11 protein-coding genes and 1 pseudogene are annotated in these 13,205 nt (G+C 57.7%); 5 read left to right on the forward strand and 7 right to left on the reverse strand.

The features are described from left to right. The first annotated feature begins 183 nt into the window (after positions 1-183). Entirely contained in the window at positions 184-849 is a 666-nt protein-coding gene (locus tag AC1DIS_RS28785) for a M24 family metallopeptidase (protein WP_477781254.1), read from the forward strand. 13 nt (positions 850-862) lie between these two features. Further along, on the forward strand, positions 863-1,216 hold the full coding sequence (locus AC1DIS_RS28790) for a gamma-glutamylcyclotransferase family protein (RefSeq protein WP_064616227.1): 354 nt from the start codon (positions 863-865) through the stop codon (positions 1,214-1,216). A gap of 92 nt (positions 1,217-1,308) precedes the next feature. Here the strand turns inward: AC1DIS_RS28790 and AC1DIS_RS28795 are convergent, their stop codons facing one another. From AC1DIS_RS28795 to AC1DIS_RS28815, 5 genes are all read right to left on the reverse strand, one after another. Continuing rightward, positions 1,309-1,692, reverse strand: coding sequence for a hypothetical protein (locus AC1DIS_RS28795; RefSeq protein ID WP_018926722.1), 384 nt, complete (start codon positions 1,690-1,692; stop codon positions 1,309-1,311). Between the two features lie 230 nt (positions 1,693-1,922). Next, positions 1,923-2,144 carry a formate dehydrogenase subunit delta gene (locus AC1DIS_RS28800; protein WP_018926721.1) on the reverse strand — a complete coding sequence of 74 codons (222 nt, stop codon included), beginning with the start codon at positions 2,142-2,144 and terminating at the stop codon, positions 1,923-1,925. Continuing rightward, on the reverse strand, positions 2,141-5,029 hold the full coding sequence (gene fdhF / locus AC1DIS_RS28805) for a formate dehydrogenase subunit alpha (protein WP_064616228.1): 2,889 nt from the start codon (positions 5,027-5,029) through the stop codon (positions 2,141-2,143). The genes AC1DIS_RS28800 and fdhF overlap by 4 nt, the downstream gene beginning before the upstream one ends. Beyond that, positions 5,026-6,588 carry a formate dehydrogenase beta subunit gene (locus AC1DIS_RS28810; RefSeq protein WP_477744487.1) on the reverse strand — a complete coding sequence of 521 codons (1,563 nt, stop codon included), beginning with the start codon at positions 6,586-6,588 and terminating at the stop codon, positions 5,026-5,028. The genes fdhF and AC1DIS_RS28810 overlap by 4 nt, the downstream gene beginning before the upstream one ends. Continuing rightward, positions 6,585-7,061, reverse strand: coding sequence for a formate dehydrogenase subunit gamma (locus AC1DIS_RS28815; protein ID WP_018926718.1), 477 nt, complete (start codon positions 7,059-7,061; stop codon positions 6,585-6,587). Before AC1DIS_RS28815 ends, AC1DIS_RS28810 begins: the two co-directional genes overlap by 4 nt. A gap of 649 nt (positions 7,062-7,710) precedes the next feature. Here AC1DIS_RS28815 and AC1DIS_RS28820 point away from each other — a divergent pair. Then, positions 7,711-8,628 (forward strand): annotated as a pseudogene (locus tag AC1DIS_RS28820) (Abi family protein). 105 nt (positions 8,629-8,733) lie between these two features. Here the strand turns inward: AC1DIS_RS28820 and AC1DIS_RS28825 are convergent. Further along, positions 8,734-9,063: a hypothetical protein gene (locus AC1DIS_RS28825; protein ID WP_138866852.1), complete on the reverse strand. Its 330-nt coding sequence runs from the start codon at positions 9,061-9,063 to the stop codon at positions 8,734-8,736. A 481-nt stretch (positions 9,064-9,544) separates the two neighbouring features. Here AC1DIS_RS28825 and AC1DIS_RS28830 point away from each other — a divergent pair, with 481 nt between their 5' ends. Beyond that, positions 9,545-9,850, forward strand: a complete 306-nt coding sequence (locus AC1DIS_RS28830) for an NIPSNAP family protein (protein ID WP_414868018.1) — start codon at positions 9,545-9,547, stop codon at positions 9,848-9,850. Between the two features lie 548 nt (positions 9,851-10,398). Next, the gene (locus AC1DIS_RS28835) at positions 10,399-11,103 is read left to right on the forward strand and encodes a helix-turn-helix transcriptional regulator (RefSeq protein ID WP_477748804.1); all 705 of its coding nucleotides are present in this window, start codon (positions 10,399-10,401) and stop codon (positions 11,101-11,103) included. Positions 11,104-11,703: 600 nt separating this feature from the next. On the opposite strand, the gene AC1DIS_RS28840 is transcribed toward AC1DIS_RS28835, so the two are convergent. Further along, the coding region (locus AC1DIS_RS28840; RefSeq protein ID WP_477781255.1) for a DEAD/DEAH box helicase family protein at positions 11,704-13,205 on the reverse strand (1,502 nt) is incomplete at its 5' end.

A 13,205-nucleotide genomic window follows, 5' to 3' on the forward strand; every position in this document is an offset into this window, starting at 1 on the left:
CGTAACAACTCACTGATCACCCCTGTAATTGAGTGGTTTAGGTCGTCTATGGCTCATGCGAACTCCTGATTTTTATGGGTTTCGTGCTTACAGATACCTAAACGCGCGCAGTGCTAGGCGTACGTAAGGTGCGTTAGCCGGACGCTTACTATATAGCGAGAATTCGTACAAAAGGAATGATCGATGACAGCGGCCCTGAGCGGTAAAGAAGCAGTAGGCGAGCATTACACGTTGGAAACGATGCGCCATGCGCAGCAGATGACCTGGAAGGCTATCGAACAGATTGCCCGGGTTATTTCTCCCGGCATGCGCGAGTCCGAAGCCCAGTCACTGGGTAAACAGGTTCTGTCGGAACTTGGCATGGATCGCATCTGGCACCCGCTGCTGATCCGCTTTGGCGCCAATACGCTCAAGACGTTCAAACAGCGCTCCGATGGCGATCCTGTGCTGGGTGACGAAGATATTTTCTTCGTCGACATGGGCGCGGTCTGGCAAGGGCACGAAGGTGATGCAGGGGCGACGTTCACCACCGGTTCCGACCCGGAAATGATCGCCTGTGCTGCGGCCTCCCGGGAGCTTTTCAATCGGGTCGAAGGCTTTTGGCGCAGCGAGCGGGTTTYCGGCATGGAGCTTTACCGCTATGCGGCCGACCAGGCGCAAGCCATGGGGTGGAAGCTCAACCTGGACATCAAGGGCCACAGAGTCAGCGATTTCCCTCATGCCATTCACCGTGGTGGCGACCTCGGGGATTTAGACAAGTGCCCAACGACCGGCCTGTGGATTCTGGAAATCCAGATCGCCCACCCTGAGCGCCCTTTCGGAGGGTTCTACGAAGACTTGCTTATCTGATCAAGGAAACCTCATGCCAAACCAAACAGAGCAACCGGTTCTGCTGTTCTCCTACGGTACTTTGCAGGACCGGGCCGTTCAGCTGTCCACCTTCGGGCGCGAGTTGAAAGGGCGCCTGGACAGCCTGCCAGGTTACAAGCAGAACCTGGTCGAGATAACCGATCCGGCGGTGTTGGCGGCGAGTGGGAAAAGCCATCATCCGATCGTGCAGGAGAGTGGCGACCTGTCGGACGAGATCGCCGGCACTGTTTTCGAGATCACGGCCCAAGAGCTGGTCGCGGCCGACGAATACGAGGTGGCGGACTACAAACGCGTCAGTGTGACCCTCAAGTCCGGCATCAGTGCCTGGGTCTACGTGCGAGCCTGACTTCCGGAAGTTTCACGCCGACGGGCAAGGACTCTCGCCGGCGACGATCATGCAGGCCCAGGCTGAAGTTCAGCAATTGCCTGGGGGGATACTCATTTGCTGGGGAGGAGGATTACTGACCACACTACCAAAGTGATCGCTGCCGCCAACAGACTACACGTCCCGGCAATCAAATGACGGAAGGCGGGGTGTTCAGACTGCTTGAGTCTGGCAATCACCAAGAGCCATGTGCCGACGAAGGCGCCCATAACCGCCATCAACGTATAGAGTACGTATAAAACGATCCGTGCTGAGGAGGCTTCTCCGGGGGCAAGCCATCTATTGAACAAAACCAGCACCGCTATCCCGACAATAAAACTACCCACGGCACCTGCCAGGTTGGCGAGCCATAGATTCACAGCTCCGCGGTTCTTCACCACCCAAATCCACATCCCCACTGTCGCAGCGAGGAACACCAATACGCCAATTAGCAGCATTCAATCCTTTTCCTTGTTCGCAATAACCCTGAAACCGCCATTGGTCATCTTTGATGAGATGAGGTGATGGCAACACGATATCAAACGGATGGGATTATGCCGAAGGATGTTGCTGACTGATGTGGATTTTGGCTGCGTTTGGCTCCGTCACTCATTTGAATATAGGGTCGACGTTAAAAACGCTGGAACGCTCCCTTGGCCCGTCTCAACAGGCCAAGGGATCTGTAAACCTAAGCCTCCCAGCCCGCGCCACTAACCGCCGCCTGCGCCAGCGGGTGCAAGTCTGCTCCCTGATGCGTCGTCTGCCAGGCCAGCAACTCCTTGCGCATGCCGGGCGTCCAGTACATCTGCAGATGATTGCGCACACCGAGCACGGCCTGTTGCTGATCCGGTTCGCTGGCAAAGTATTGGGCGATCTGGTTGACCATCTTGATCAGGTTTTCCGTACTCATCGGCGTACCTCGGCTTTTGTCCCGGCGCTACGTTCATGGCGACGTTCGTTGAGCAGGCGTTGTTGTTCGTCGCTGAATGCCTGATAGCGTTTTTGCCACTCGGAAGGGTGATAGACGCGGCTGACCTCCACGGCGGTGACCTTGTACTCCGGACAGTTGGTCGCCCAGTCGGAGTTGTCGGTGGTGATCACGTTGGCACCCGACTCAGGGAAGTGGAAGGTGGTGTACACCACGCCCGGGGCAACCCGTTCGGTGACTCGTGCCCGCAGTACGGTCTGGCCGGCGCGGCTGCCGATGCCGACCCAATCGCCTTCGTTGATCCCACGGCTCTCGGCGTCGGTCGGGTGGATTTCCAGGCGGTCTTCGTCGTGCCAGGCGACGTTTTCAGTACGCCGGGTCTGGGCGCCGACGTTGTACTGGCTGAGGATGCGTCCGGTGGTCAGCAGCAGCGGATAGCGACTGTTGACCTTTTCCTCGGTCGGCACGTAGCCGGTGAGCATGAAGCGCCCCTTGCCACGCACGAATTCCTCAATGTGCATGGTTGGGGTGCCGTCCGGTGCCGCGGCGTTGCACGGCCATTGCAGGCTGCCGTGACTATCCAGTGCGGCGTAGCTGACGTTGGTGAAGGTCGGCGTCAGGCTGGCGATTTCATCCATGATTTCCGACGGATGCTTGTAGTTCATCGGATAGCCCAGGGCGTTAGCCAGAGCCACGGTGCCTTCCCAGTCGGCCTTGCCGCCCAGAGGCTCCATGACCTTGCGTACCCGGGAGATGCGCCGTTCGGCGTTGGTGAAGGTGCCGTCTTTTTCCAGGAACGAGGCGCCCGGCAGGAACACATGAGCGAACTTGGCGGTTTCGTTGAGGAAAATGTCCTGCACCACGATGCATTCCATGGCCGACAGCGCCGCGGTGACGTGTTGGGTGTTGGGGTCGCTCTGGGCGATGTCTTCGCCCTGGCAGTACAGGCCCTTGAAGCTGCCGGCCAGTGCAGACTCGAACATGTTGGGAATGCGCAGGCCCGGATCGGGTTGCAGGGTGACGTTCCAGGCCTGTTCGAACTGCGTCCGTACCACCTCGTTGGAGACGTGACGGTAACCGGGCAGTTCGTGGGGGAAGGAGCCCATGTCGCAGGAGCCCTGAACGTTGTTCTGCCCACGTAACGGGTTCACGCCCACACCTTCGCGACCGATGTTGCCGGTGGCCATGGCCAGGTTGGCAATGCCCATGACCGCGGTACTGCCCTGGCTGTGCTCGGTGACGCCCAGGCCGTAGTAGATCGCCGCATTACCGCCGGTGGCATACAAGCGCGCAGCGGCACGGATATCGGCAGGTTCTACGCCGCAGACAGGGCCAAGGGCTTCCGGCGAGTTTTCCGCTCGGCTGACGAACTCTTTCCAGTGGGCGAAATCGTTGCCTTCGCAACGAGCGTCGATAAAGGCCTGGTTGAGCAAGCCTTCGGTGACGATGACGTGGGCCAGGGCGTTGAGCATGGCGACGTTGGTGCCCGGACGCAGGGCCAGGTGCAGTTCGGCGCGGGCATGCACCGTGTCCACCAGGTCAATACGGCGTGGGTCGATGACGATCAGTCGCGCGCCTTCACGCAGGCGGCGCTTGAGCTGGGAGGCGAACACCGGGTGAGCGTCGCTGGGGTTGGCACCCATCACCAGGATCACGTCAGCCTGCATCACCGAGTCGAAACTCTGTGTGCCGGCGGACTCGCCCAGGGTTTGTTTCAGGCCATAGCCGGTCGGTGAGTGGCAGACCCGCGCACAGGTGTCGACGTTGTTGTTGCCGAACGCGGCGCGCACCAGTTTTTGCACCAGGTAGGTTTCTTCGTTGGTGCAACGGCTGGAGGTGATGCCACCAATGGAATCGCGGCCGTATTTTTGCTGCAACCGGCGGAATTCGCTGGCGGCGTAAGTCACCGCTTCATCCCAGCTGACTTCCTGCCAAGGGTCGTTAATGGACTTGCGGATCATCGGCTTGGTGATGCGATCCGGGTGAGTCGCGTAGCCCCAGGCAAAGCGCCCCTTGACGCAGGAGTGGCCGTGGTTGGCCTGGCCGTTCTTGTCCGGAACCATGCGCACCAGCTGGTCGCCTTTCATCTCGGCGCGGAACGAACAGCCCACGCCGCAATAGGCGCAGGTGGTGATCACACTGTGTTCGGGTTGACCCAGTTCGACCACACTTTTTTCCATCAGCGTCGCGGTCGGGCAGGCTTGCACACAGGCGCCGCACGACACGCATTCCGAGTCGAGGAAGTCCTCGCCACCGGCGGCCGCGACCCGGGATTCGAACCCGCGCCCGGTAATGGTCAGGGCAAACGTACCCTGGGTTTCTTCGCAGGCGCGCACGCAGCGGTTGCAGACGATGCACTTGCTCGGGTCGTAGTCGAAGTACGGGTTGGACGTGTCCTTCACGTCGTCCAGATGGTTCTCGCCCTCATAGCCGTAACGCACTTCCCGCAGGCCGACCTGGCCGGCGACGGTTTGCAGCTCGCAGTTGCCGTTGGCCGAGCAGGTCAGGCAATCCAGCGGGTGATCGGAGATGTACAGCTCCATGACGTTGCGGCGCAAGGTCGCGAGCTTCGGCGTCTGGGTGTGCACGGTCATGCCTTCGCTGACCGGCGTGGTGCAGGATGCGGGGTAGCCGCGCATGCCGTCGATCTCCACCAGACACATGCGGCAGGAGCCAAAGGCTTCCAGGCTGTCGGTGGCGCACAGTTTGGGAATGGTGGTGCCCAGCATCGCCGCAGCGCGCATCACCGAGGTGCCTTCGGGCACGCTGATGCTTTGGCCGTCGATGTTCAGGGTGACTTGCACCTGGCTTTCGCGGGCCGGGGTACCCAGATCCATATCGGTTTTCGGGTCGAATACAGTGATCATTGCTCGGCCTCCGAGGCTTGCAGACCGAAGTCGGCGGGGAAGTGCTTGAGGGCGCTGACGACCGGATAGGAGGTCATGCCACCCAACGCGCACAGCGAACCGTATTGCATTGTGTCGCACAGGTCCTTGAGGATAATCGCCTGCTCATCGCGACCGTTCTGGTCAGGCGCAGCGAGCAGGCGGTCGATCACCTCAACGCCCCGGGTCGAGCCGATACGGCACGGCGTGCATTTGCCACAGGATTCTTCGGCGCAGAACTGCATGGCGAAGCGCGCCATGTGGGCCATGTCCAGGCTGTCGTCAGCCACCACCACACCACCGTGACCGAGCATCGCGCCCATGGCGGCGAAGGCTTCGTAATCCAGCGGCGTATCGAATTGCGACGGCGGCACCCAGGCGCCGAGAGGGCCGCCAACCTGCGCGGCCTTCAGCGGCCGGCCACTGGCGGTCCCGCCGCCGTAGTCTTCCACCAATTCCCGCAGGGTCAGGCCAAAGGCCCGCTCCACCAAACCGCCATGACGAATATTGCCCGCCAGCTGGAAGGGCATGGTGCCCAGGGAACGGCCCATGCCGTAATCGCGATAGAACGGCGCGCCCTTGGCCATAATCATGGGCACCGAGGCCAGCGTCAGCACGTTGTGCACCAGGGTCGGCAGGCCGAACAGGCCCTGCAAGGCCGGGATCGGCGGCTTGGCGCGGACGATCCCGCGCTTGCCTTCGAGGGAGTCCAGCAGTGCGGTTTCCTCACCGCAGATGTAAGCGCCGGCACCGACCCGCACTTCCATGTCGAAGGCCAATCCGCTGCCGCCGACATTGGCGCCGAGGTAACCGGCGGCCCGGGCGATGTCCAGCGCCTCGCGCAGGGTGGCCACGGCCTGTGGATATTCCGAGCGCACATAGATGTAGCCGTAGCTGGCGCCGACGGTGATGCCGGCAATAGCCATGCCTTCGATCAGCAGGAAGGGGTCGCCTTCCATCAACATACGGTCGGCGAAGGTGCCGGAGTCGCCTTCGTCGGCGTTGCACACAATGTATTTCTGCGTCGCTTGGGTAGCGCGCACCGTGCGCCATTTGATCCCGGCCGGGAAAGCCGCGCCGCCACGGCCACGCAGGCCCGAATCGAATACTGCAGTCGCAGTCTGCTCGCCGCCCAGAGCGATGGCCTGGGTCAAGCCCTCGAAACCGCCGTGAGCCCGGTAATCCTCCAACGACAGCGGCCGGGTAATGCCGGCGCGGGCGAACAGCAGGCGTTGTTGGGTTTTCAGATAAGACAACTCCTCCACCAGCCCCAAGGCCAGCGGATGAGCGGACGGCTCGCCTTGCAGCGCATCGAGCACGGACGGCACATCGGCAGCGGTCAGCGGGCCGAAGCCGATACGACCTTGCGGGCTGTCCATTTCCAGTAGCGGTTCCAGCCAGTACAGGCCGCGCGAGCTGGTGCGTTGCAAGTCCAGCGGCAGACCGCGCTCCTGGGCCAGAGTGGCCAGGGCCACGGCCACCTCATCGGCGCCTACGGCACGGGCAAGAGAATCACAGGGCAGATAAAGCGTCGGCATCATGCGTCCTCCTGGCAAGCGTTGAGCAGGGCATCCAGGCGTTCGGCAGTGAGCCGCGCATGCACCTGACCATCCAGCTCCAGGGCAGGCGAGCAGGCGCAGGCGCCGAGGCAATACACCGGGCGCAGACTGATGTTGCCGTCGGCACTGCTGCCGTGGTCGTCCAGTTGCAGGCGGTCGCGCAATTGCGCCGCGAGCTGCTCGGCGCCGCGGCTCTGGCAGGACTCGGCCCGGCACAGACGCAGGATATGTCGGGCAGGAGGCGCGGTACGGAAGTCATGGTAGAAGCTGATCACCCCGCGAACCTCGGCCTGACTCAGGTTGAGGGCATGGGCAATCTCGGGAACGGCGGCATCGGGGATATAACCGATGCCCTCCTGAATTTCATGAAGGATCGGCAACAATGCGCCGGGCAAACCCTTGTGGCGCTCCAGCAGGCTGTTGACCATAGGCAGGTGCAACATCTCATCAGACATACAGCATTCCTCACGGTCACGGACAAACCAGGCGGTTGTCGGTCGTCCGAAAGTGTCGGCTGCGGCATTCACACCACGTCACGGTTTCGTGGCATTTTCAGACCGTTGGCCAGGGCACCCTGAGTGGGCATCTTGTTGTGCCCGGCGCGGTCTTTGCCGCACCTCTTCAGGCATATCACGCAGCTTGCCACGCCGCCTTTGAATCATCCGCACCAAAGCGACGTGTTCGGTTCTGCCTACGACTATCCATTAAGTCTAGATGAGCGTGGCGTGGGGCGCTCACGCACTGGCTCAATGCTTTGAGGGCTTGTCGATGGAGGATGTATAGCAAGCATTACTGGTGAGAAACAGCATCAGATCCGTGGGGGATTTCAGGGAGCAGATGCGTCTGATTGATCGGTTATTGGCCACCTCCGATGACGGAGATAATATCCCTACCGCTATTTCGGAATGGCCTGACAACAATCCGCAGCACTCTGTTTTAGGCTGCTCACAAGCATCCCAATCGCGCCCGATCCTCTGGTGCTGGCTTAGTCCGGCATTACGTTCGGGCCTTCTTGTTTCTGGAACATGGAAGTTGTCTAGCCCAGCCCCTCCGAAGCCGTTCCGTACATACGCTGATTTGGTTGCGTTGCTGGCCAGCAGGGGTATGGAAATCCATGACCCGTCTCGTGCAGAACGCAAGCTCGCGCAGCTAGGGTATTACCGTCTCAGCGGTTACTGGTACCCGGCGCGAGAGTTCAAGATGAACGGCCTGCAGCAAGACGTCTGCTCGGTTACGGGCAAGCCTTTTCGTCTCGACACTTTCCAGGTCGCCACCTCTTTCGACACGATCGTAGACCTTTACAGGTTCGATAAACGATTGCGAATGCTGATGCTGGATGCAGTCGAGCGCCTGGAGGTTAACCTCAAGACGGTGATGGCTCACGAGGTTGGATATCACGACCCGATGGCCTACGCCAATGTGAAATTCATTCTGCACAAATGGACTCAACCGTACACGGACCGCCGTGGCAATACGCGAAACAAGTGGACAGAGTGGAGTGTGAAGCAACAGTCGCACATTGCACGGAGTAAAGAGGACTGTATTCATTGGCACTTGCGAGCCGGTAAGTCCATTCCCGTATGGGTCGCGGTGGAGGCATGGGATTTCGGGGATCTCTCGGAGTTTTTCGAGCTGCTCAATAGCAAGTATTAAAATCTCATACTCACGCGCCTCGGCTTGAACAACGCCAAGATGCTCAGTCGATGGATGCAGCAAACCAGCCATTTGCGCAACCGCTGTGCGCACCATACGCGTATCTGGAATCAGGCTTCGCCCAACCCGTTAGCGGTCCACGCCGCCCCGTATTTTCAGACGTTGGGGCTGGATCAATATGCGCTCAAGCGGCTGTACGGATTAGTCGCGGTCATTTGGTTTCTGCTGCAGAGAATTGCACCAGCTTCGACCTGGATCCGCGAAGTTGCGGATCTGATAGACACCAAGCCTTCTATGCCGGGCTGCACTTTCAAAGCGATGGGGTTCCCGGATGAAACAGGGTTCCCTCGGAAACTGTTCGGGATTTAGCTGGCTTCTGGGGAAAAGGGGGCAGATTTATTATTGGATAAGACGTGGCGACCAACTCGGTCCGGCTACCGAGCGCTACCGCTTTTTGGGTCGCCCAACCTTAATTTATTGAATGTCTTTCAAATAATCCTTGAGCGCAACGAGCGGGACATCAAGCTGCTCAATCGTCTGAATCCCGGCAAATTCAACCGCCAACCTCTGCAACTCCCGCCCCAACGGCTTATCCACACCACCGATGGCTTCCAGCGCCAATCCCACACACTCATCCACTTTCAACTGAATCGCCTCAACATCCCCCCGACGTACCAGCAACTCAAACACATCCCGCTGGTAATCACCCATGACCAGATCGTCACGCAAAATCGGACTTGAATCTTCCGTCTCGTAAGCCAGTTTGAGAGAGAAGAGGGCAACAGTTTCCAGCTGCAATTCCATGAGGGAATCCTTGTGAAATGTTCCGCCGGTGCGGGACGTGCGTAAGAGAAGCAAGATCAAAAGATCGCAACCTTCGGCGGCCCCTACACGACAGCGGTGCGGGCAATGGCTTTTCTACAGACGAAAAAAAAGGCCTTGCAAAGCAAGACCTTTCTTAATTTTGGTGCCCGAGGGAGACTCGAAACTAACATTAATTACTTGATTGGTATAGATTAAATTGGATGTACATCTTTTTGTGTACATGAATTTATACTTGGCATGTATTTTGACGCGAGCAGGTGGGCGGGGGAAGATTTATGTTTCCGTCTTTTGAGTTTCCGACGAGATGCATGTTGTGTGAGTCAATGTTGTTAACAAAGCAATCAGGTTGGCGGAGTCTGGCCTGCCGCTATAGGCAATTGTCGACCCAGAACTGCCATCGACGACTCAGCTTATGGCATGTGTAGAATAGCGGTTTCCCCATTTTCAAAGGAATGAACCAGTGATCACTTGCCACGTCAGGTATGTAATCGATCCCTACCAGATCCCGGCTTTCGAAAACTATTCTCGCCATTGGATTCGTGTGGTGACCCGTATGGGAGGAAACCACCACGGCTACTTTCTACCAGCCGAAGGCGCCAACAACATCGCTTACTGTCTATTCAGCTTTTCCAGCCTGGCAGATTATGAGCAGTATCGTAGGGAGGCCGGAGTAGATCCTGAGTGCATTCAATTGGTGACGCAGGCTACCGAGCAAAAATTCATCCTGAGCTATGAGCGCAGTTTCCTTCGTCCCATTCTTGATTGAACTGACGTGTTTGCGGCCGCGCGCGGGCGCGCCAAAGAGACCGCTTTTGGCCGATTTCTGCCGGTCATAGTTACAGAGCGTGTTGGCCAAATCCGATGCAATCGGTGGTCAGAGCGAATGCAAATGACTGGCCAGGCCGAATGCAAACGTTGGGCAAGTGGAGTGCAATTTCGCACGCCAGCACTGCGAACCAGAAGTGCGAACTTGGGTGCGAACTCGTGGCCGGTATGCATTGGCGAGTGCGTACCAATGGTGCGTACCTGGCTGCGTACCAATGCCGGACAATTCTGTCTCAGAGACAGTTTCGCGCATTCCACCTGCGTGAAAAGTCTGCGTGAAACACTGCTTGAAGAAACGCAGTTAGGCACTTGAAGCGGCTCATTCATGGGGGTGTTTCCCCAAATGGGGGAGAATGAACACTTTGGCTCTGAGTAGAGCAGGTTTTGATTCACTCCAGTGCCCGCAGACGAGATGCGCCCGACACATGGGATGCTTCGGAGGCGATGGCAACGCCCTTCCTAAAATCGAGCACATTGGTCCTTCAGTACATGCGTAAATCAGATCGGCTATTCCAGGTAGTAAACCTGATCCGGGTACATCAGCCGATTACAGCGGAAGACTTGGCAGGGCGTATCGGGGTCTCAGTCCGCACGATTTATCGGTATGTCGACGACCTGTCTGTGAGCGGTATTCCTCTCTATGGCGTCGCTGGCGTTGGGTATGCTCTGCACGAAGGGTTTGAGCTGCCGCCTCTGACACTCACCCAGGATGAACTCGACGCGCTGATGCTGGGCGTTGAGATGCTTTCAAATTCCGCAGGCGCTGAACTCGCTTCTTCTGCAAGGACGCTGTTGAGCAAAGTTGCTGCCGTATTACCGTTCCGCAATACAGAACCATCACTCTCCAATATCCGCGCGTTGAGGGCTAAGCCCGTCACTCCAGACCAACGATATTTGGACGATCTCCACCGCGCTATTCAACAGGCGAGAGCCGTCCGCTTTTCATATTTCAGCTTGAGTGAAGAGATCTCGGACAGGACGGTGTTCCCCTTGGGCCTTTTCTACTGGGGAGGAAAGTGGACTGTCGGAACATGGTGTACGTCCAGAAAGGCATACAGAGACTTTCGAGTTGACCGGATACGAAGCCTGCAGATCATGATGGATGGTCAGAAGCTTGAGGCGGAATGGAACCTGCGGTCATACATGCAGTTTCAGTCTGATCAATGGGCGGCCCAACAACCTCTCAAGCACTGACAGTACGGTGTCAGTACGACCCCAGGATACTGGTCGCTCCTCACCACACAATTGGAGTGACATATGATGCAGAACAGCCATGTACTCGAGCTAGCAATTTTTACCGTCAAGGAAGGCTTCGAAAGCCAAATGCCTGAGTTGCGGTTGATGCTTCGGGAAACCCTCAAAGGGTTTGATTGAAGCACTTACGTTCATGGGACATTTTTACCCTGAGTAGAAACTCAGCGCCCTACTCTTAGGCTCCTTTCGCGCACGAGAGTTGTTGTCTATGTGACCAGCAAAAAGTGGTCACTGGTGGTGGTCACCGCAAATGTTCGCCACCTAGGGTATCCGCGCCGGATCAGCTCCAAACCGTGGATACCGACCGCTTTCTACTGAGGCTGTGTAAAAACGGTTTAGAGCAGGTTTGACAGTCAGAACCAGAACGAAAATCGCGTTCCTACGCAAATTTCAGGTCCGCTGATACACCAATCATTGGCAAATTTTACGTAGCGACGCAGGCTTCAAAACAGTGTCTGCGTTTTTACACAGCCTGGACCCACAGTGGCCGGTCATTCGTCTACGAAAGCGGGGTCGTTGATATGTCAACTGTCAACCACGTTAGAGTAGGTCCATGGTGGCCATGGAATCAGCCATACGGTAGCCCATCGCTTTGTAACCCGCCTGGCGCTTATCCCACATCCTCAGCAGCGCGACATTACCCTCGTCAACGAAGTCGATCACTCGCACGTCGGCCTTATCGGCATGCGATCGATGCAAGCGCCCAGCATATTGCTGAAGGATTCCCTTCCATGAGATGGGCATCGCCAGTACCAGCGTGTCCAACGGCGGGTGATCGRAGCCTTCACCTACTAGTTTTCCTGTTGCCAACAGCACCCGTGGAGCATCAGGGGGAAGGGACTCAAGCTCATGCATACGGGAAATCCGCTGTTTCTTAGGCACCCGCCCATGAAGCGTGAAAAGGTTATGCACGCGCGGCTTCAATTCTAATTCAAGGGCATCCACATGTTCCGTCCGCTCCGTTAGCACTAGAATTTTTCTACCCTCGTTGTATGCCAGCTCAATCTCCGAGACGATTTTGGCTGTCCGCTCAGAGTCTTCGGCTAGACGCCGAAAAACGTCCTGAATCCCAAAGCCGTCGGGGACCACTATTGGTTTGGGCAGTAATCGAGGCACGACAGATAGGTCATGGGGCGCACTCGCTGGTCGAGCAGCAGAATGTCGGATCGGTCCGCACTGCATGAAAATAATGGGCTGCTGCCCATCTCGGCGCACTGGGGTTGCTGTGAGTCCCAGTACGTACCGCGCGGTCGCGCTCCTCAGTAGTGCCTCGAATGACACTGCCGATAGGTGATGACACTCATCAACGATGATCTGGCCGTAGTTTTTTACCTGATCGCTGATCTCGCCTTTTCGCGATAACGACTGCATTACGGCAATGTCGATGATGCCGGTAAGCTTCGCTTTTCCGCCCCCAAGAGTACCAACGACACCATTCCCGACTCCCAAGAACGCCTGCAAGCGCTCTTGCCACTGCCTTAACAGCTCCGTCCGATGCACAAGCACCAACGTGTTAATGCCACGTGCGGCAATCAACGCAGCAGCACTCACCGTTTTACCGAAAGCTGTCGGTGCGCAGAGGATACCGGTGTCATGACTTAGCATTGCGCTGACAGCAGCCTCTTGGTCAGAACGCAGGGTCCCGAGAAAGCTCACGTCGATGGGGTCGCCCGCGAAGCGTTCGTCTTTAAGAATAGGGGTAACCCCGTTTTCCTCTAAAAGCTCCAGCGCAGCATCCAAACAGCCGCGTGGCAACGCAATATGTTTGGGGAAGTTCTGGGCACAGCCGATAATCCTTGGCTTGTTCCACACTGACATGCGCATGGCCTGAGCTTTGTAGAACTCAGGATTTTGAAAGGCAGCGAGCCGGACAAGCTGGTTTGCCAGTGGCTGTGGCAATTCCGACTTTTCAAAGTAAATTAAGTTAGCCAGCGTGATGTTCACAGCAGCAGGCAACGGGCATGTCAATTTACGTGATCTCGACTCACGATCTTTCCAAGGTTCTGCATCACCTTCGTCATCGACATAGGCGACCCCTAAAG

It is taken from the genome of Pseudomonas sp. 05N433 (assembly GCF_056396925.1).

Excerpts from the sequence above, each read along its gene's own strand:
- AC1DIS_RS28790 (WP_064616227.1), top strand. The coding sequence starts at position 863 with ATGCCAAACCAAACAGAGCAACCGGTTCTGCTGTTCTCCTACGGTACT.
- AC1DIS_RS28795 (WP_018926722.1), bottom strand. The coding sequence starts at position 1,692 with ATGCTGCTAATTGGCGTATTGGTGTTCCTCGCTGCGACAGTGGGGATG.
- AC1DIS_RS28800 (WP_018926721.1), bottom strand. The coding sequence starts at position 2,144 with ATGAGTACGGAAAACCTGATCAAGATGGTCAACCAGATCGCCCAATAC.
- fdhF (WP_064616228.1), bottom strand. The coding sequence starts at position 5,029 with ATGATCACTGTATTCGACCCGAAAACCGATATGGATCTGGGTACCCCG.
- AC1DIS_RS28810 (WP_477744487.1), bottom strand. The coding sequence starts at position 6,588 with ATGATGCCGACGCTTTATCTGCCCTGTGATTCTCTTGCCCGTGCCGTA.
- AC1DIS_RS28815 (WP_018926718.1), bottom strand. The coding sequence starts at position 7,061 with ATGTCTGATGAGATGTTGCACCTGCCTATGGTCAACAGCCTGCTGGAG.
- AC1DIS_RS28825 (WP_138866852.1), bottom strand. The coding sequence starts at position 9,063 with ATGGAATTGCAGCTGGAAACTGTTGCCCTCTTCTCTCTCAAACTGGCT.
- AC1DIS_RS28835 (WP_477748804.1), top strand. The coding sequence starts at position 10,399 with ATGCGTAAATCAGATCGGCTATTCCAGGTAGTAAACCTGATCCGGGTA.